General features: G+C 64.9%; 16 protein-coding genes and 1 pseudogene. 7 read left to right on the top strand and 10 right to left on the bottom strand.

The features are described 5' to 3' along the window. Positions 1–3: 3 nt before the first annotated feature. The 3 genes and pseudogenes from AC1DVW_RS02840 to AC1DVW_RS02830 form a co-directional block, all read right to left on the bottom strand. Positions 4–1,500, bottom strand: a pseudogene (locus AC1DVW_RS02840) (sugar ABC transporter ATP-binding protein); the annotation flags it as partial. A 60-nt stretch (positions 1,501–1,560) separates the two neighbouring features. Continuing rightward, the gene (locus AC1DVW_RS02835) at positions 1,561–2,619 is read right to left on the bottom strand and encodes a sugar ABC transporter substrate-binding protein (RefSeq protein WP_477320990.1); all 1,059 of its coding nucleotides are present in this window, start codon (positions 2,617–2,619) and stop codon (positions 1,561–1,563) included. 45 nt (positions 2,620–2,664) lie between these two features. Further along, entirely contained in the window at positions 2,665–3,666 is a 1,002-nt protein-coding gene (locus AC1DVW_RS02830; RefSeq protein WP_477320989.1) for a TIM barrel protein, read from the bottom strand. A 242-nt stretch (positions 3,667–3,908) separates the two neighbouring features. Here AC1DVW_RS02830 and AC1DVW_RS02825 point away from each other — a divergent pair, with 242 nt between their 5' ends. Genes AC1DVW_RS02825 through AC1DVW_RS02800 form a run of 6 tightly spaced genes read left to right on the top strand, consistent with a single transcriptional unit; the run spans position 3,909 to position 9,741 of the window. After that, the gene (locus tag AC1DVW_RS02825; RefSeq protein WP_477320988.1) at positions 3,909–4,511 is read left to right on the top strand and encodes a CDP-alcohol phosphatidyltransferase family protein; all 603 of its coding nucleotides are present in this window, start codon (positions 3,909–3,911) and stop codon (positions 4,509–4,511) included. Positions 4,512–4,546: 35 nt separating this feature from the next. Beyond that, complete coding sequence (locus tag AC1DVW_RS02820) at positions 4,547–6,331, top strand: bifunctional alpha/beta hydrolase/class I SAM-dependent methyltransferase (protein ID WP_477321579.1); 1,785 nt, start codon at positions 4,547–4,549, stop codon at positions 6,329–6,331. Between the two features lie 5 nt (positions 6,332–6,336). Next, entirely contained in the window at positions 6,337–7,683 is a 1,347-nt protein-coding gene (locus tag AC1DVW_RS02815; protein WP_477320987.1) for a phosphatase PAP2/dual specificity phosphatase family protein, read from the top strand. Then, complete coding sequence (locus AC1DVW_RS02810) at positions 7,680–8,111, top strand: hypothetical protein (protein WP_477242161.1); 432 nt, start codon at positions 7,680–7,682, stop codon at positions 8,109–8,111. The genes AC1DVW_RS02815 and AC1DVW_RS02810 overlap by 4 nt, the downstream gene beginning before the upstream one ends. A gap of 8 nt (positions 8,112–8,119) precedes the next feature. Then, entirely contained in the window at positions 8,120–8,788 is a 669-nt protein-coding gene (locus AC1DVW_RS02805; protein WP_477242159.1) for a lysophospholipid acyltransferase family protein, read from the top strand. 20 nt (positions 8,789–8,808) lie between these two features. Beyond that, positions 8,809–9,741 carry a phosphatidate cytidylyltransferase gene (locus tag AC1DVW_RS02800; protein WP_477321577.1) on the top strand — a complete coding sequence of 311 codons (933 nt, stop codon included), beginning with the start codon at positions 8,809–8,811 and terminating at the stop codon, positions 9,739–9,741. Positions 9,742–9,765: 24 nt separating this feature from the next. Here the strand turns inward: AC1DVW_RS02800 and AC1DVW_RS02795 are convergent, their stop codons facing one another. Then, positions 9,766–11,304 carry an acid phosphatase gene (locus tag AC1DVW_RS02795; RefSeq protein WP_477320986.1) on the bottom strand — a complete coding sequence of 513 codons (1,539 nt, stop codon included), beginning with the start codon at positions 11,302–11,304 and terminating at the stop codon, positions 9,766–9,768. Positions 11,305–11,508: 204 nt separating this feature from the next. Between AC1DVW_RS02795 and AC1DVW_RS02790 the strand changes: the two genes are divergently transcribed. Further along, positions 11,509–12,780, top strand: a complete 1,272-nt coding sequence (locus AC1DVW_RS02790) for a cytochrome-c peroxidase (protein ID WP_477320985.1) — start codon at positions 11,509–11,511, stop codon at positions 12,778–12,780. A gap of 13 nt (positions 12,781–12,793) precedes the next feature. Here AC1DVW_RS02790 and AC1DVW_RS02785 read toward each other — a convergent pair whose 3' ends face one another. The 6 genes from AC1DVW_RS02785 to AC1DVW_RS02760 all read right to left on the bottom strand — a co-directional run bounded on the left by AC1DVW_RS02785 (position 12,794) and on the right by AC1DVW_RS02760 (position 19,639). Next, on the bottom strand, positions 12,794–14,401 hold the full coding sequence (locus tag AC1DVW_RS02785; RefSeq protein ID WP_477320984.1) for an FGGY-family carbohydrate kinase: 1,608 nt from the start codon (positions 14,399–14,401) through the stop codon (positions 12,794–12,796). Positions 14,402–14,503: 102 nt separating this feature from the next. Beyond that, positions 14,504–15,232, bottom strand: a complete 729-nt coding sequence (locus AC1DVW_RS02780) for an SDR family oxidoreductase (protein WP_477242151.1) — start codon at positions 15,230–15,232, stop codon at positions 14,504–14,506. A 26-nt stretch (positions 15,233–15,258) separates the two neighbouring features. Next, entirely contained in the window at positions 15,259–16,518 is a 1,260-nt protein-coding gene (locus AC1DVW_RS02775) for a sugar ABC transporter permease (protein ID WP_477242149.1), read from the bottom strand. Then, entirely contained in the window at positions 16,515–17,348 is an 834-nt protein-coding gene (locus AC1DVW_RS02770; RefSeq protein ID WP_477320983.1) for an ATP-binding cassette domain-containing protein, read from the bottom strand. The genes AC1DVW_RS02775 and AC1DVW_RS02770 overlap by 4 nt, the downstream gene beginning before the upstream one ends. 79 nt (positions 17,349–17,427) lie before the next feature. Beyond that, positions 17,428–18,492, bottom strand: a complete 1,065-nt coding sequence (locus AC1DVW_RS02765) for an ABC transporter substrate-binding protein (protein WP_477278148.1) — start codon at positions 18,490–18,492, stop codon at positions 17,428–17,430. Between the two features lie 262 nt (positions 18,493–18,754). Further along, positions 18,755–19,639, bottom strand: a complete 885-nt coding sequence (locus AC1DVW_RS02760) for a cupin domain-containing protein (RefSeq protein ID WP_477320982.1) — start codon at positions 19,637–19,639, stop codon at positions 18,755–18,757. Between the last annotated feature and the right edge of the window lie 33 nt (positions 19,640–19,672).

The following is a 19,672-nucleotide window of genomic DNA, read 5'->3' as shown; positions in this document are numbered from 1 at the left end:
CTTGCCGGCCTGCATTGTCGTTTGCGGGATGGCGTGCGCCGCGATCGCCTGTTCGCTGAGGTTTTCGCGGCCAAGTTCGGCGGCGACCGTGCCGTCGCGCATGACCAGCACGCGGTCGGCGAGCCGGATCACCTCGGGCAGCTCGGAGGAGACGACGATGACGCAATGGCCCTCGGCGGCGAGCTCCTCGATCAGGTGATAGATCTCGGCCTTGGCGCCGACATCGATGCCACGCGTAGGCTCGTCGAACAAAAGGATGCGCGTGCCCGCCGCCAGCCAGCGGCCGATAATCGCCTTTTGCTGGTTGCCGCCGCTGAACAGGCGGATCGGCCGGTCGAGCAGGAACGGGCGCAGGTTGACGCGCTTCATCTTCTCGCTCGCGACCTGCTTCAGCCTGGTGTGATCGATGACGCCGCGCGGCGCGAACACGCCCATCGATGCCAGCGCCATGTTGCTGGAAATCGAGCGCAGCGGCACGATGCCTTCGCGCTTGCGCTCCTCCGGCACCAGGCCGATGCCGGCGGCAATGGCGTCGCGTGGACTAGAAAGTCTTATCGCCTTGCCGTCGATTTCGACGGTGCCGGTCGAGGCGCGATCCGCGCCGGCGAGCAGCCGCAGCAGTTCGGTGCGACCGGAGCCGACCAGGCCGGCAATGCCCAACACCTCGCCGCGATGCAGGTCGAAGGAGACGTCGCGGACTTTTGTTGCCGAGGCAATGCCGCGCACGCGCATCCGGACATCATTGGATTTGTGCGAGCGGTGCTGTTCCTGCGCCAGTTCGCGGCCGACCATCATGGCGACAACGGCTTTTTCCGACACTTTTGCCAGATCGACAGAATCAACGACGACGCCGTCGCGCATGATTGTGGCGCGCTGGCAGATGCCGAACACCTCGTCCAGCTTGTGCGAGACATAGACAACCGCAACACCGTCGTGGGCGAGCCAGGCAATGACTTCGGCGAGGCGGTCGAATTCGCTCGGCGTCAGGCTGGAAGTCGGCTCGTCCATGGCGACGATTTTCGCGCGGTCGAGGAGAGCGCGGGCGATCTCGACGATCTGCCGCTGCGCCACTTTCAGGCTGCCGAGCGGGGCCGCCGGATCGATGGATGGGTCTATTGCCGCGAGGGCCTCAGCGGCGCGCCGCTCCTGCTCGCGCCGGTCGACGAAGACACCGCCACGCGTCAGCGGATGGCCGAGAAACATGTTCTGGGCGACGCTGAGCCGCGGCACCTGCTGCAATTCCTGGTGGATCATGGCGACGCCGGCGGCGCGCGCCGCGACCGGGTTGTTCAGCGTCACTGGTTGGCCGTCGATCAGCACGCTTCCCCCAGTCGGCCGGTAGACCCCCGACAGGATGCGCAGCAGCGTCGACTTGCCGGCGCCGTTCTCGCCGAGCAGGCCATGGATTTCACCGGCGCCGACCGAGAAGGACACATCGTCGAGCGCCCGCACAGCCGGAAACAGCTTGGAAATGCCCGCGAATTGCAGCCGGGGTGTCATTGGGTTTTCTCCGGGCAAGGATGCCGGCCGATATCGGCCGGCGCCCGCCCTGTCCTTGTGCTACTGGCCCGCCGCAGCGTCCTCGAGCAGCGCCTTGCGCACAGCGTCGCCGGCGCCGGAATAGCGGTCGGCATTGTCCTTGGTGATCAGCGCCTGCGGGGTGGCGACGACGCGCGGCAGCTTCTGCCCGGCCACCAGTCGCAGCGCCGATTCCAGCGCCACTTCGCCGGTCAGCACCGGGAAGCTATCGACCGTGCCGGTCAGTTCGCCGGCGCGGATCGAGGCATAGGCGTCCGAAATGCCGTCGGTGCCGAAGACGGCGACCTTGTCCTGCAGGCCGGCGGCCTTGACCGCCTCGACGATGCCCAGCGCCATGCCGTCATTGTTGGCGTAGAAGCCGATTAGGTCGGGATGCTGCTGCAGGATGTTGGTGGCCGCGTCGTAGGAGGTCTGGCGGTCCCAGTTGCCGGGAACGCTGGCGACGACCTCGAACTTGCCGGCCTCGGTGATCGTGGTCTTGAAGCCGTCGGTGCGCTGGACCGCTGCATAGACGCCGGCCTGGCCTTCGACGATGGCGACCTTGCCGCCAACCGGCCGGTTCTTGATGAACCATTTGGCGACGCGCACGCCATTGTCGCGCTGGACGTTGCCGACATAGTGCTCGGCCTGCGGGATGACCGCGTCATTGACATTGACCACCGGCACATTGGCAGCCTTGGCCTGTTCGATGATCGGCTGCAGATTGGAGTCGGTCTGCGGCGAGACGAGCAGCACATTGTAGCCCTGCGTGACCAGGCCTTCGGCGATGGTCAGCTGTCCGAGCTGGTCGCCCTCGCTCTGCGCCGCCTGGTAGACGACGGGCACGCCGACGCGGTCGCCGAAGGACTTGTAGCCCTCACCCAGCGAGCGCCAGTATTCGTTGGTCAGCGTCTTGGAGACAGCGCCCGCCTTGGTGCCGTCAGGCAATTTGGGGAACGCGCCGAACTTGGCTTCCAGTTGCGACCAGTCGATGCGGTCCTTCTCGGTGTCGGAATTCAGCGGCGCGAGATCGGCCGAGAAGGCCGAGCCGATGGACAGGACCATCAGGGCAGCGGCGGCAGTGGCAAGCAGAAGTTTCATGGTCATTCCTCCCTAGTGAAACGGCGTATGGCGACGCCGGGCGCTTCAGGTATCTCGTGGCGTGTCCGGTCCGAGCATGGCTTCCTGGACGATGGCCTGCGACGTGACGGCGTCCTGGCTGTCCATGGCAGCGGACAGCCGGTTGTCCTTCTCCAGCCGGTCGACGACGCGCAGCATGCGGTTGACGGTGGCGATGTTGACTTCGCATTCGCGCACCGGATCGAGACCGGTCATGTCTGGGAAAGTGTCGAAGTAGATGGCGCCGGCATAACCGTCGCGGCGGATCTGGCGCAGCAGTTCGATGGTCTGCAGCGTGTGCACGGCGCCGACCATCAGGCCATCGTCGCGCTTGGCGTAGCCGTCGTTGAGATGCACGCCCAAAAGCTTGCTGTGGCGGGCGATCAGCGCGGCGGCAAAGGCCGGCTGTTCATCGGCATAGAGCACATGCGCGAAATCCAGGGTGACGCCGAGATTGGGCAGGCCGACATCGCGGATCGCCAGCAAGGTCGTCGCCGCATCCGGCATCAGGCTGTAGGAGCGCGGCTCGTTGGGCTTGTACTCCAGGCTGATCTGGCAATCGGGATCATGCGCGGCAACTTCACGAATCCCGTCGATTTCGTGTTGCCAGAGCGTCGCATAGTCGGCCTGGAACGCATAATCGAAGCCATCCTGGCCGAGCCAGAGTGTCATCAGACTGGCGCCGGCCGCCCGCACCGCATCGATGCCGGCCTTGGTCAGGTCGATGGCTTCGCGACGGACCGCCGGGTCCGGATTGGTGAAGGCGCCGAGTTTGAAGGCCGGATTGGAGTAGTAGCGCATGGCAAAGCCATTGATGGAAAGCCCGAGATCGCCAAGTTTTCGCGCGATTTCAGCAGGCTTTTCAGCGACATGGTCGGGAAAGTTGAGATCGAGGTCGGTGAGCCCGTCGACCTTGGCCGCGCGGGTGGCCATCTGCATGAGCGACGGCTTGCCTGTGAGATCAGGCCACTCGGCCTGCGGCCGCGAGGCAAAGGAATTCAGGCGGGTGGCAAAACGGTTGGTTGTCATGGTTGACCCTTCGGTGGTTTCTACTTCACACAAATACGAATATTTGTAAAGTCCTCATTTCCGGGAGCGACGTGCGGCACACATATCCTGCATAGCCGAGCGCTTCGGCTGCTGCCACCGCATCGATGCTCGTGACTTTCGAGTGCGGCAGCTGTGCAGATACTAGCGCGCGCCCTTGCACCGCGCGCGCCGATTGACCAATCTCGCTGACACTGTCATGAGCCGCGGTTGGGGGATCGCACATGCCGACGCTTTATGCTCTGAAACCGGCCTTCCAGGCCAAGCTGCGGCCGCTGGCCGATGGGCTGGCCAAAGCCGGCGTCACCGCCAACCAGATCACGCTGCTCGCCGCCGCGCTCTCTATCGCCACCGGCCTTGTGGTCGCTGCCTTTGCCGAGCATCGCGCGATCTTCCTTTTGATGCCGGTGGTGCTGTTTGCCCGCATGGCGCTGAACGCCATCGACGGGATGCTGGCACGGGAGCATGGGCAGGCCTCAAAACTCGGCATGTATCTCAACGAACTCTGCGACGTCGTCTCCGACCTGGCGCTGATCCTGGCCTTTGCCACGCTCTTCCCGGTCTGGGGCGTGGTCGCCTTCGCCATTGCCGCGGTCATCGCGGAATATGCCGGCGTGCTCGGCGTCGCCGCCGGCAGCGGGCGCAACTATGCCGGGCCGTTCGGCAAGAGCGACCGGGCGCTGGCGCTCGGCGTCATCGCTTTTCTCCTCGCCTGCGGCCTGTGGGTCGAGGCGATCGTGCCGTTTGTGTTTCCAGCCATGGCTACACTGTCGCTGATAACCGCCATCAACCGGATACGCAGCGGCCTTAGAGCGGGCGGCAACTGATGACAAGTCAGAGACCCAGCCGCCAGAGGGAAGACATGATCCACGAACAGGATATCGCCGCCGCACCGAAAAACCTCGAGCGGGTGGCGCAGGAGCGGACATTCAAGACCCATGACGGCACCGAGATCTTCTACCGCTACTGGCCGGCGATCGGTAAAACGGCCAAGGGCGCCATCCTGTTGTTCCATCGCGGCCACGAGCATGGCGGGCGGATGGCGCATCTGGTCGACGAACTGGCCATGCCCGACCACGCCTTTTACGCCTGGGACGCGCGCGGCAATGGCCGCTCGGCCGGCGAGCGCGGCTATGCGCCGTCCTTTGCCGCCCTGGTGCGCGACATCGATTGTCTGGTGCGCGAAATCGGCAGGGACGGCTTTGGCCAGCGCGACATCGCACTGATCGCGCAATCCTTCGGCGCGGTACTGGCCGCCGCCTGGGTGCATGACTATGCGCCTGACATCCGCGCGCTGGTGGTGGCCTCGCCGGCTTTTTCGGTGAAGCTCTACGTGCCCTCCGCCAAGGAGGGCATTGCGCTATGGCAGAAGCTGAAGGGCCGCTTCTTCGTCAATTCATACGTCAAGGCCAAGTTCCTGACGCATGATGCCGAGCGCATCGCCTCCTTCGACGCCGATCCGCTGATCACGCGGCCGATCGCCTCCAACCTGCTGGTCGAGCTCTATGCTCATGCCGCCCGCATCGTTGCCGATGCCCGCGCCATCACCGTGCCGACGCAGCTCTTGATCTCGGGCAGCGACTGGGTGGTGCGGCACGGACCGCAGCACGAGTTCTTCGTCAATCTGGCGAGCCCGGCCAAGGAGCGGCATGTGCTGCCCGGCTTCTTCCACGACACGCTGGGGGAGCGCGACCGCAAACAGGCGCTCGACCTGATCCGCCCGTTCCTCGAAAGGCAGTTCGCCGCACCGGAAAAGAAGATCGACCTGACCGGCGCCGACCGCGCCGGCTACACACGCGACGAGTCCGACAAGCTGGCTTCGCCGCTGCCGCTTTTGTCGCCAAAGGGCCTCTACTGGGCGATGAGCCGCGCCTCGATCCGCATGGGCGCCTGGCTGTCCACGGGCATGAAGACGGGGATCGCCACCGGCTTCGATTCCGGCTCGACGCTCGACTATGTCTATGAGAACGAAGCGCGTGGCATCAGCCCGATCGGCCGCATGATCGACCGCACCTTCCTCGACGCCATCGGCTGGCGAGGCATCCGCCAGCGCAAGCTGCATCTGGAAGAGCTGATCGGTAGCGCAGYTGCCTCGCTGAAGGCCGCTGGCCGGAAGCTAAACATCGTCGATATCGCCGCCGGCCATGGCCGCTACGTGCTCGACGCTGTCGCAGCCAGTGCTGAACAGCCTGACAGCGTGCGGCTGCAGGATTACTCCGAGCTCAATGTCGGGCTCGGCCGCAAGCTGATCGCCGCACGCCAGCTGCCGCAAAACGTTACCTTCCGGCAGGCCGACGCCTTCGATGCCGCCATGCTTTCGGGCCTCGACCCGGCGCCGGACCTCGCCATCGTCTCCGGCCTCTACGAACTCTTTGCCGACAACGCGCTGATCGCCCGTTCGCTGGGTGGACTGGCCAGCGCCATGCAGCCCGGCAGCCTGCTCATCTACACCAACCAGCCCTGGCATCCGCAGCTCGAGATGATCGCGCGCAGCCTGACCTCGCATCGCGGCGGCCAGGCCTGGGTGATGCGGCGGCGCACACAAGGCGAGATGGACCAAATGGTTTCGGCGGCAGGCTTCGAGAAGATCGACCAGCGCATCGACCAATGGGGCATCTTCACCGTTTCGGTCGCGCGGCGCGTCTGAGAACCATGGCCGTGCCCGTCTCCGATCCCGCCCCTGCCCCGGCGCGAGAACCCTTTTTTGGCATCGTGCTCAGGGCGGCACTTTGGCTGGCATTGCTGACGCCGCTGTTCTATTCGACCTATGGCTTCGCCAACTGGCTGGCGTCGCAGCGCGACCATGTCGGCAACATCGTCTTTGGCTGGGAACATGCCATCCCATTCATGGCCTGGACGATCGTGCCCTACTGGTCGATCAATCTGTTCTACGGCCTGTCGCTGCTGCTCAACGACACGAAGAGCGGCGTAAACCGCCTCGCCGGCCGCTATCTCACCGCGCAAGTCGTGGCCGTTACTTGCTTCATCCTGTTTCCGCTGGCGGCGACCTTCGTGCGGCCAGCGACCACGGGCCTGCCGGGCTTCCTGTTCGCGGTGCTCGGCGGCTTCGACAAGCCGTTCAACCAGGCACCGTCGCTGCACATCGCGTTGCTGGTGATCATCTGGTATCACTGGCGCCAGGCTCTGGGGCGACTTCGTCTGGGCGGCGTTTTCAAACCCGTCTGGCACGTCTGGTGTTTTCTGATCGGCGCCTCGGTGCTGACGACATGGCAGCATCATTTCATCGACATCCCGACCGGCGCGCTGCTCGGCTTTTTCGCGCTGTGGCTGTTTCCGGCCCATGGCGACCTGCCCTTTGCCGGTTTCAAGCTGACCACCGACCCCAAGGCGCGGCGGCTGGCGCGGTTCTATGGCCTTGGTGCAGCCCTTGCGCTGGCCGCCGCCGCTGCCGGCGCGTTCGTCTCCCCGATCGCGCTGATCCTGTTGTGGCCGGCGCTGGCGCTGGCCATTGTCGCCTTCGCCTATGCCGGGGCCGGCCCGCGCGTCTTCCAGAAAGCGGCCGATGGCACCGTCTCGCTGGCCAGCCGCATTTTGCTGTGGCCCTACCGGCTTGGCGCCAGGGTCAATGTGTGGATATGGACGCGCAAGCTTGAGCCACAGGTGGCGGTCGCCGACGGTGTCTTCCTCGGCCGCTTTCCGACCCCCACTGAAGCCAACGGCTTCAGCACGGTGATCGACCTTGCCGGCGAACTGGAACGGCCGCGCGGCGCGACCAGCCGCTGGATCAGCGTTGCCATGCTCGACCTGGTCGCGCCGCCCAGGGATAGGCTGGAGCAGGCGGTGGCGTCGATCGAGCTGGCGCGCAGGCGCGGCACGGTGCTGGTCTGCTGCGCGCTCGGCTTCCAGCGCAGTGCTGCCGTCGTCGCCGACTGGCTGGTTGTGTCCGGCCGCTCGCACACACAGGCGCAGGCGCGAAAAAAGCTCGCGGCATCCGGCCGTCCGGTGCATCTTCACAGCGGGGTGGACAAGCCGGCATGAGTGGCGAGACGTATCACGACAAAGCCGAGGCGTTCGCCGCCGGGCTGATGCTGCAGGCGGCATGGCCGATCCTGCTGGTGGTGGCCGCCTTGATGGCGGCGCCGATTATTGGCCTCGTGGCCGCGCCGCAGACGACACCGGTAGCGGTCGCGTGGCTGGTTGCCGCGGCGAGTGCCGTAGCCACCCTCGCCCTCTCCGCCTTGCTTGCCTTCGACGCGCTGCTGTTTCGGCTGATGGCCAGTCACGCCAGCGAGGCCGGCGGGGGTGCCGCAGTCGACGATTTGCTGGCGCGCATGCGGCTGAAACCAACCGCTGCCGGCGGCCGCACGCTCGACCAGCGCATCACAGGCACGCGCCACCTGCTGGTGGAGCAGCGAATCGCCTTCGCCCTGTTTGCGTTGGCCTCGTTCGTCGCGGCATTCCTTTGAGCCCGTCGATGACAAAGCTTCATATTCGCGCCAACACCTTCACCTTGCTGCAGACAGTGACCTCGGTCGGCCTGTCGGCGCTGGCTTGGGTGGTGACCGGCGTACGGCCGATCTGGAATGGCAGCCAGCCGTCGGAGCGGCAGCGCATCTATTTCGCCAACCATGCCAGCCATGGCGACTTCATCCTTTTGTCGGCCTGCCTCAGCGAAAAGGTGCGCGCCCGCACCCATGCCGTGGCGGCGGCCGAATATTGGGGCAAGTCGCGGCTGCGGCGCTTTATTGCCGAGGACATGCTGTCCTCCGTGCTCATCCACCGGCAATGGACCGACGAGACGCAGAACCCGATTTCGATCATGCTGTCGGTGCTCGACGACGGCCATTCGCTGATCCTGTTTCCCGAGGGCACCCGCAACACCACCGATGCGGAATTGCTGCCGTTCCGCTCCGGCCTCTACAATCTGTCGATGGCGCGGCCCGAGGTCGAGCTGATCCCGTGCTGGATCGAGAACATGTCGCGCGTGCTGCCCAAGGGCCAGTTCCTGCCGGTGCCGCTTCTGTGCCGCGTCGTCTTCGGCCCGGCGGTGACGATTGCGCCCGGCGAAGAGCGCCGCGCCTTTCTCGAGCGCGCCCGCCAGACGCTGCTTGCGCTCAACCCCCGCCCGGATCGAGACGACTGATGCCACTTTCGCTGCCGCCGATGCATGAAACCATGATCCTGGTAATCGGCCTGGTCGGCGTGCTGTCGACTGCGAGCCTCGTCGCCGGCATCCTGTCGTGGCGGGCGCCCAAGCCACTGTCGTCGGGGCTCACCAACCTCAACCAGCGCATCAACGCCTGGTGGGTGATGGTGGTGGCGATCACGGTTGCCTTCTTTTCCGGCCGCACCGGCATGACCATCCTGTTTGCGCTGATCTCGTTTGCGGCGCTGCGCGAATTCGTGACGCTGACGCACAGCCGGCGCAGCGACCACTGGGTGCTGCTGGGCATGTTCGGCATCATCATCCCGTTCCAGTACTGGCTGGTGTGGACCGCCTGGTACGGGCTCTTCACTATTTTCATCCCGGTCTACTGCTTCCTTTTGATGCCGGCGATCACAGCGCTCAATGGCGACACCGAGCGCTTCCTCGAGCGCGTTTCGGCGCAGCAATGGGCGATCATGATCTCGGTCTATTTCGTCAGCCATGTGCCGGCGCTGCTGACGCTCAACGTGCCCGGCTTCGAAGGCCGCAACCTGTTGCTGATCGCCTTCTTGATCATCACCGTGCAAGGCAGCGACGTGCTGCAATATATTTTCGGCAAGCTGTTCGGAAAACACCTTCTGTCGCCCTCCGTCTCGCCATCAAAAACCTGGGAAGGGCTGGTCGGCGGACTGGCGGCGTCGAGCCTGCTCGGCGCACTGCTGTCGTTCCTGACACCGTTTTCGCCGCTACAGGCAGCAGGCGTCGCCTTCATCGCCTGCCTGATGGGTTTTCTCGGCGGGCTGGTCGCATCGGCCATCAAGCGCGACCAGGGCGTCAAGGACTGGGGCCATCTGATCGAAGGCCATGGCGGCATGATGGACCGCGCCGACAGCCTGGTCTTCGCCGCCCCGGTGTTCTTTCACACGGTCCGTTATTTCTGGACCGTGTGAGAGAACGAGTACGTCCGGATCGGTCTAGCGGCTGAGATTAAGTGCTGCGCTCAGATCGCCCATCGGCGGCTGGTCGTTGTTGCGCAGCGCCTTGTCGCGAGCGACGATACCGGGCAGCACCGGCAAATCGTAGCGCGCGGTGATGAAGCGCAGGATCGACGTCGTATCGTATTGCGTGTGATCGACGGTACCCGCTTTGGCATAGGGCGAGATGATGAAGGCCGGGATGCGGTTGCCCGGCCCCCAGCGATCCGCCTTCGGCGGCGCGACGTGATCCCAGAAGCCGCCGTTTTCGTCATAGGTGACGACGACCAGCATGTGGCCCCATTGCGGGCTTTTCTCCAGATGCGAAACGATGGCGGCGAGATGCTGGTCGCCGCTGCCGACATCGGCATAGCCACCATGCTCGTTGAGATTGCCCTGCGGCTTGTAGAAGCTCACCGCAGGCAGCTTGCCGTCGTCAATGTCCTTGATGAACGCCACGCCGTCGAGGCCGCCGTCCTTCAGGTGCTCGGCGCGGGCAGCCGTGCCGGGCGCATAGGCGGCGAAGTAATTGTAGGGCTGGTGATGGAACTGGAAGTTCGGCACCGGCGTCGCATTCTTGCCGTCGAGCGCGGCCTGCCAGGCGCCGGAGTACCAGGCCCAGGCGATGCCCCGCAGCGACAAGAGATCGCCGATGGTGATCTCGTGCTGTGGCGGCAGCGTGGTCGGCGCCGCCGGATCGGCCAGCGCCTTGTCGCCGCCTGCGGCCGGCTTGTTGGCGCTCGGCTGATAGGGTGGCTGCATGGTATTAACCGCGTAGAAATCAGGCGTGATGGCGCCGTCATTGACGAATTTCGGCGCGCCGCCGAGCGCCGAGGGCGGCGAGTTGTCGGCGACCTTCAGCGTCTTGCCATCGGCGTCAACAACCGCGATCTGATCCTTGATCGGGCTGGTGTCGGCATGGGGATAGACCGGCACGCAAGCGCAGGCGATCTGGAAATGGTTGAGGAAGGAGCCGCCGAAGGCGCCCTGGAAGAAATTGTCGGCCAGCACGTATTTCTTCGCCACCGCCCACATCGGCAGGACGGAGCCGTCATAATGGCCCATGACGACGCTGCCCGAATCGGCCCAGGCGACGAACTTGTCGTTGCGGCCGCCATTGATCTGCATCTGCTCCTGATAGAAGCGATGCCAGAGGTCGCGGGTGATGACCGATGTCTTCAGATTGAAGCCATTCGGATCGTCGATGGCGAAGCACGCATTGGCCAGATGCGCGGTCTGCGCTTCGGTCACCGGCGGGGTGACACCCTTGCCGGTCAGGCCGCCCCAGGCCGGCGGCAATTCGGCCAGCGGCTTGCCGTCGCGGTCGAGCTGGCGCACCTGGTCGGCCGACACGTTGGACAGGCCATTGGCGCCAGGGAAGCCGCCATAAAGATTATCGAAGCTGCGGTTTTCGGCATAGATGACGACGACAGTATCGATCTTGTCGTAGCCGGCGGGAGCGGCGCCGGCGATGGTCGTGAAGGAAGCCAGCGCTGAGCCGGCCAGATAAAGCGAATTGAAGAGCTTGAGCCTCGACATGGAAATACCTCATGGCTGGGTGGTGGCTAGAGGGGCAGTGCATGGCCGGGGGGGCGACGAACCATAGGCATGCAGGTACTTCGATGCCTTGTCACCTTTGTGACAGTCTCGACCTTTGCGAACACGGTTGCGTGAGCGCGGGGACCGGTCATCAAGCCGTTGCAGTGCTTCCTTATTTCCGCAACGAAAATCGGACTGAGCCACATGACTGCTGGACGATGGAAAGGCCAGGTGATCGCGATCGTCGCGGCATCGGTGGTTGGCCTCGCCGTGATCGCGCCGGGAGCCACGGCCGAGCCGGATGGCATGCATCCCGGGCCGCTGTCGCGCGCGCAAGCCTTTGCCAGGGCGACGGCCCTGACCGCGCTTGGCCGCAAGCTGTTCTTCGATCCGTCGCTGTCGGCCTCGGGGCTGCAATCCTGCTCTTCCTGCCATGATCCGAAGCATGCCTTTGGTCCGGCCTCGGCCACCCCAGTCGAGATGGGCGGGCCCAAGATGGACCAGCCGGGACTGCGCGCCGTGCCGTCGCTGCGCTACCTCCAGGCGACGCCTGCCTTCACCGAGCATTTTTACGATTCCGACGACGAAGGCGATGAGAGCGTCGACAATGGTGCGACCGGCGGCCTGACCTGGGACGGCCGCGTCGATCGCGGGCAGGACCAGGCGAAGATCCCGCTGTTGTCGCCCTTCGAGATGGCCAACAAAAATGCCGGCGATGTCGCTGCCGCACTGCGCAAGGCCGCCTATGCCGACGATTTCAAAGCGGTTTTCGGCGACCAGGTATTCGACCATCCGGACGATGCTTTCGACGCCGCTGCCGAAGCGCTCGGGACGTTCGAGCAGAGTGCCGCCGATTTCTATCCCTATTCCAGCCGCTACGACGACTTCCTCGCCGGCAAAGCGACACTGTCGGCGCAGGAATTGCGCGGGCGCGCTTTGTTCGAGGATGAAGCCAAGGGCAATTGCGCCAGCTGCCACCTCAGCGAGCCGGCCAATGACGGCGAGCCGCCGCAGTTCACCGATTATGGTTTCCTCGGCATCGGCGTGCCGCGCAATCCGGCGCTTCCCGCCAATGCCGATCCGAATTATTTCGATCTCGGCCTGTGCGGCCCGCTGCGCACCGACCTCAAGGGCCGGGCCGCGTATTGCGGCCTGTTCCGCACGCCGACGCTGCGCAACGTCGCGCTGCGCAAGAGCTTCTTCCACAATGGATATTTCCACTCGCTGCGCGACGCTGTCGCCTTCTATGCGAGCCGCGATATCGATCCCGGCCGCTGGTATCCAAAGGCCACCGACGGCACGGTTCGCAAGAACGACGATCTGCCCAAAGCTTACTGGCCCAACCTCAACCAGGACCCGCCCTTCGGCAAAAAGCCCGGCGACAGACCGGCGCTGACCGATCCCGAGATCGACGACATCGTCGCCTTTCTCCAAACCCTCATCGACGCCGACCAGCAGGCCGACGCGGCGCGTTGAGTTTCGGATCGGCTCAGCCGCGGATCGCGCGCCCTGCCCGTTGTAGCAGTTCGAAGGCAGTGAAGCGCTTGTCGTGCCAGGCTTTCACTCCGCCGGCCGGACGATAGATCTCGCCGATGCGCGACATGCCGGTCATCGCCGATATCACGTCGGGATAAGTCTTCGCCGCCACCGCGCCCAACATGGCCGATCCCAGCAGTACCGGTTCGGGCGAGGTCGATCCGGCCACGGTCAGTCCTGTGGTGTCGGCCAGCAGTTGACGGACCAGTTCGCTCTGCGCGGCGCCGCCGCTGACGACGATGGTGTCGATGGCGATATTTTTCCCGGCCATCGCTGCCACGATCTGGCGCACGCCATAGCCGATCCCGCACAGGCCGGCGACATAGAGCGCGACCAGATTTTCGAGGGAAGTGTCCATGCCCAGCCCGGCGATCAGCGCCTTGGCTTCGGGGTCGGCGAAGGGCGAGCGGTTGCCGAGGAATTCGGGCACGACGTGCAGGCCATCCGCCAGACGCGCCGCCTCTGACAGTCCGGCGGACTGCGTCGCCGCCTGCTGGCCAAGCCAGGCAGCGAGGCCGATGCCTTGCGCCTTGGCTCGCACTAACACTTCGGCCGAGGCCGGGTGAAAGGCGATGAGATGATCGATCGCCGCGCCCGCCGCCGACTGGCCGCCTTCATTGAGCCATAGGCCCGGCACCATCGAGGAGAAATACGGGCCCCAGACGCCAGGCACGAAGGCGGGCTCGTTGGTGCTGGCCATGGTGCAGGCCGAGGTGCCGAAGACATAGGCCATGCGCGACTGCAATGTGCCGACATCTCCCTTACCACCGACGGTGCCGACACCGCCGGCATGGGCATCGATCAGACCGGCGGCGACCGGCGTTCCCGGCAGCAGACCGAGTTCGTTGGCGGCAGTTCCGGTCAATCCTTGAGCGAGTGCGGTGCCGCCTTCGGCGATCTCGGTGCCGATGCGGGCAAAGCCTTCGTCGGCGAGCTGGCCGAGGCCGATGGCGCGGAAATAGGCCTCGTCCCAGCGCCGCTCATGCCCGAGATAGGTCCATTTGCAGGTCACGGTGCAGATCGAGCGCGCCAGGCTGCCGGTCGAGCGCCAGGTGAGATAGTCGGTCAGGTCGAAGAAATGCTCGGCCGCGGCAAAACTCACGGGCAGGTTTTCACTTAGCCACAAGAGCTTGGGCGTCTCCATCTCCGGCGAAATGGTGCCGCCGACATAGTCGAGCACGCGATGCTTGCCGGCATTGATGCGCTGCGTCTGGTCGAGGGCGCGATGGTCCATCCAGACGATGATGTTGCGCTGGCTGTCGCCCGAGCGGCCAACCGGCAACGGTGCACCGCCCTGCCCGATCACCACCAGTGAACAGGTCGCGTCGAAGCCGATGCCGGCAATATCGCGCGGACCAAGCCCGGACTTCGCAACCGCCTCGCGCACGCTGGCGCAGACCGCGCGCCAGATGTCGTCGCTCGACTGCTCGGCGATCTCGCCCGGCTCGATGAACAGTGCGATGTCGCGCTTGGCCGACGCCAGCATGGCGCCCTCAGCGTCGAACACCCCTGCCCTGGCGCTGCCGGTGCCGACATCGATGCCGAGGAAGTGTGGGGGCATGGGGGAACCTCGAGGAATTGGCGAATAGCGAATAGCGAATAGCGAATAGCGAATAGCGAGCGATAATTTTCCTATTCGCTATTCGCTACTCCCTATTCGCTCCTACAAATCATTGCTCTGCGGCAGGATCACCAGATCCCGGATGGTGATGTTCCTTGGCCGCGTCAGCATGAACAGCACGGCTTCGGCGACCTCGGCGGGTTGCATCAGGCCGCCGGCGGCCAGCTCCTCGTCGAGCTTCTCCTTTGGCCAGTCGCTGATCAGCGCCGTCACCACGGGTCCTGGCGCCACGGCGCCGACGCGCAGGCCGTGCTTGGCGACCTGGCGGCGGACCGTGTGAACGAAGGCCTGCACGGCATGTTTGGAGGCGGTGTAGATCGGCTCCCAGACGACGGGTACGAGCCCGGCGATCGAGCTGGTGACGATGATGTCGCCGGTCTTGCGTTCGACCATGTGCGGCAGCACGGCGTGCACGGAACGGAATACCGCATTGATGTTGAGGTTCAGCATGCGGTCCCAGGCATCGGGATCGCCGCCGAGGATCTCGCCGCCGACATAGGCGCCGGCATTGGCATGGAATATGTCGAGCTGGCCGGCCTTCTCCAGAATCTCAGGCATCATGGTGGCGACGCTCGACGGCTTCATCAGATCGACCACCACCGGGATCGCCTGCGGCCCAAGCTCCGCGCAAACCTCCTTCAGCCTGTCCTCGGCGCGGTCGACCAACACGACCCGTACGCCGGCGGCGATCAGCGCCCTGGCACATTCGAGCCCAATGCCCGAGGCGGCGCCGGTGATTGCCGCGACTTTTCCACTCAAATCCTGAGCCATTTCGATGGTCTTCCTGTCTACTGGGTTCAGGCTCGGCCGTGGGAAACCCGCGAACGGCGCGCCAGGGAGTCGACGATGACCGCGATCGCCAGAACGGCGCCGGTGATCATGTAGCGAAGCGACGACGACAGGTCGAGCAGCGTCAGCCCGCTGGCGATCGACTGGATGACGATGATGCCGAGCAGCGCCGAATAGGCGCTGCCGCGGCCGCCGAACAGGCTGGTGCCGCCGATGACGGCCGCCGCGATGGCGTTGAGGTTGACGTCGCCGGTGCCGGCCTGCTGGCTGGCCGAGGCAAGGCGTGCGGCCGACAGCACGCCGCCGAGGGCGGCGAACATCGAGCACATCGCAAAGGCGCTGAGATAGATCAGCCGCACCTTGATGCCTGCGCGGCGCGCGGCTTCGCGATTGCCGCCGACGGCGGTCATCGAGCGGCCCCATTTGGTGCGGGTCAGCGCATAGTTCATCGCCACGACCAGGCCGACGAACAGGCCGAACATCCACGGGATGCCGCGTGCCTGGTTGAGATAGGCGACGATCAGCTCCAGCACGATGGTCAAGGCGGCGACCTTTACGATCAGGCCGCTAACCGACGGCGCCGACAGGTTGACGGCGCGGCGGCGGCTGACGGTGCGCAGGCCGGTGATCAGCATGACGATGCCGGGTACCGCCGCCAGTCCGAAAGACACCCATTTGGGCATGACCAGCAGCTGGCCGAAATTCACCAGGTTCGAACCGTAAGGCAGGTTGATCGAACCGGTGGAGCCGAGGATGTAGAGCTGCAGCCCGAGCACCGCGAGCAGGCCGGCCAGCGTCGAGACGAAGCTCGGCATGCCAAGTCGATTGAACAGCAGCGCATAGAGCGAGCCGATCAGCGCGCCGAAGGCGACGGCGGCAAGGATGGCGAGCGCCACCGGCCAGCCCTGGTTGACCCATAGCGTGCCGACAAGCGCCGAGGCAAAGCCGCTGATCGAGCCGACCGAGAGATCGATCTCGCCGACCATCAGCACGCAGACGATGCCGAGCGCAATGACGCCGACGGTCGAGCAGTCGAACAAAAGATTGACGAGATTGCTCGAGGAGACGAACACCGGATTGAGCGTGGTGAACACCGTCCAGATTATCACCAGCCCGACGACCACCGGCAGCGAGCCGAGATCGCCGGAACGCACGCGGTCGAGGAAGGCGCTGATCGTGCCGCCAACGCCTGTCGCATGCTTGACGCGCACGTCGCTGCGGTCGAGCGCCGTCGACGCCGAGGTGTCGTGCTTGGGCTCCGCGCTCATGGCCGCTGCTCCTGCTTGTGCTCATGCCCGGGTTTTTGCTCCAGCCTGCGTCGCTCGGCACGGCGCGATACCGCATTGTTGGAGGCGCCGGTGATGGCGCTGACCAGTTCCTGGTTCGAAGCGTCGGGTTCGAAGACACCATTGTTGCGGCCGAGCCTGAGCACGACGATGCGGTCGGCGACGGCGCGCACGTCTTCCATATTGTGGCTGATCATCAGCACGCCGAGGCCGCGCTCGCGCACCCGGTCGATCAGGTTCAGCACCTCCGCGGTCTGGGCGACGCCGAGTGCGGCTGTCGGCTCGTCGAGCAGGATGAGTTTCGGCTCAAGCAGCAGCGAGCGGGCAATCGCCACGGTCTGGCGCTGGCCACCGGACAGCGAGGCGACCGCTTCGCGGACGCTCGGAATGCGCGCCGACAATTCGTTGAGCAGCGTCCAGGCGCGGATCTCCATCGCCACCTCATCCAGCCGCAGCGGATTGAGCTCCTTGCCAAGAAAAATGTTGGCGACGACGTCGAGGTTTTCGCACAGCGCCAGGTCCTGGAAGACGGTGGCGATGCCGAGCGTCAGCGCCGCACTGGGGTCGGGCATGGTCACTTGCCGGCCACGGAAATTGATCGTTCCCGAACTCGGTTGGTGGACGCCGGCAAGGATCTTGACCAGCGTCGATTTGCCGGCGCCATTGTCGCCGACCAGCGCCACCACCTCGCCGGCATGCACGTCGAGATCGATATCGGTCAGCGCCGACACGGCGCCGAAATTCTTCGAGATGCCGCGCAGGCTGAGCACCAGCTCGCCTGTGGCAACCGGTCCGTCAGAAATGTCGGTCATGGATGGCAAACCTTTCCGGAAGGCCGGTTGTTTTGACGTCCGGCCGCCGCAAGGGCGGCCGGACCTGATGATAGTGCTATTAGTTGGTGATGCCGAGCTTCTTGCAGCCTTCGACGTAACGATCGACGCAGAGCTCGGCGGCCGTGTTGATCTTCTTGTCGATGATCTCCGCCTTGAGGTTTTCCTGCGTCACCACCGCCGGCGTGAACAGCTGCGAGGGCGTATCGTAGAGCGTCATTTCGGCTTTCGGCGCCTCACCCGACAGCAGCTTGACGGCAACGTTGGCGGCGGCGGCCGCGACGATCTCGCTCGGCTTGGAGATGGTGTTGTACTGGTCGCCGGCGATGATCAGCTGCAGGGCAGCGATGGTCGCATCGTTGCCGGTGACCGGCGGCACTGGATCGACGCCGGCTGCCTTGAAGGCGGCGATAGCGCCGCCACCGGTGCCGTCATTGGCGGCGACGACGCCGAGGATCTTGGTCGAGAAGCGGGTGATCTGGCCGCTCGCCCACTGCTGTGCTTTCGGCGGCGCCCATTCCGGCGTGTCGAACTCGGCCAGGATCGGATAGCCGCTGTTGTCGAGGCTGGAATGGATGCCCTTCTTGATCAGGCCGGCTGCCGCGTCGGTCGGTGAGCCGTTGATCTGCAGCAGGCCACCGCTGGCGGGATCGACCTTCAGCGCCTTCAGGTGCTCGACCAGCGAATCCGCGATCGCCTTGCCGATGCCTTCATTGTTGAAGGAGACGTAGAAATCGGCCGGAGCGGTCGGGATCGGCCGGTCATAGGCGATGACCTTGACGCCCTGGCTCTGCGCCAGCTTGACCAGCGAGGCGGCGGCGGTCGAGTCGACGGGGTCGAGCACGATCGCCTTGGCGCCCTGCGAGATCACCGAGTTGAACTGCTGCTGCTGGCGCGAGGCGTCGGCATCGGCATTCTGGTAGAGCACCTTGCAGCCGGGGCAGAGTTTTTTCATCTCGGCGACGAAGCCGGGATAGTCGTGCTGCTCGTAGCGCGTCGAGGCCTGGTCTGGCATCAAGAAGGCAACCGTGGCGTCGGTGACCTCGGCGGCAAAGGCGGCGGTGCCGCTCAGGAGAGAGAGTGCCAGTGCTGCCGCACCGGTCGATTTCCAAGCAAATCTGGTCATTCGAATGTCTCCGTTTCAAGGAATGGTTTCACGAAAGCCTGGACGCCAAAAATGGCGCGCCGGGCCTTGACTGCAAGTCGAACAGTTGAGAGGATTTTTTGTCCTGAACTCGGCCGAATCCGCCTGGATCACCGCTCTGTTCTGGCTTCATCCTCTTGATATTGCTGGATTTCAAGACAAGCGATCTCCAGCACGGGGCGCCTCCAGCGCACCCCGCGTTTTTTCCTTCTGCAAATGTTCAGGCTCCTCCCGGTCCTCCCTGTTAGGCGGCAATCTCCGCGCTTATGTTTTCCGCCAGCAAGGCCCGAAAGCGCGAAGGCGACATGGCCTTCTGCACCAGGAACTGGCGGTTGAAATTCGAGATGTTGTTGTAGCCGGCGGCGTAGCAGATCTCGGTGATCGACATCTGGTCTTCGCTCATCAGCAGCTGACAGGCGAGATTGATGCGCAGTCGGTTGACGTACTGGACCAGCGCCATGCCGGTGTGGCGGCGGAAGCTGCGCGAAAACGCGCTCGGGCTGCGGCCGGCAATGGCGGCAAGGTCACCTTCGCTGAACGGCTCGGTCAGATGCGCATTGATGTAGGCAAGCGCCTTGTTGACGCCGGCCGACATGAAGCCGGAGGGATCGGGCAGATAGTTGGCGCTGGTCAGCGGCCGCACGTCGGCGGCGCGGCTGAGGATATCGACCAGCGTCATGAACAGCGCGATGCGGCGCACGCCTTGCGCCTCGACCAGTTCGGCCAGCACCGGCCCGGCAAGCTGGGCCGTGGCTGCCGAGAACAGCGCGCCGCGACGGCTGAGTTCGAGAATGCCGGTGCAACCGGCAAGTTCGGGAAGTGCGGTGGTGGCGTCGGCGATGAACTCTTGCGAGAACTGGACGACGCGGCCGCGCAGCGGCACCACGGCGCCGGCAGGCACGTCGCTCACCCAATTGTGCGGCAGGTTGGGACCGGTCAGCACGAGGTTGCCGGGCTCGAATTCGCCGATGAAGTCGCCGACGAAATAGCGGCCTGTGGTGGCGACGACGTGGTGGATTTCGTATTCGGGATGAAAGTGCCAGCGCACGGTGTGGAAGGGGTAGCCGTGGGCCCACGCCTTGAACGACTCGCCTCGCCTGATCTGGACAACTTCCAAGTCCGGATTCATGTCAGTTCCTCCCGGCGCCGGTCCGGTCGTGCG

This window comes from Mesorhizobium sp. P3_B5 (assembly GCF_056402815.1).
Note: the sequence above shows the minus strand (reverse complement) of the source record. Positions and strands in the feature narration are given on the sequence as shown.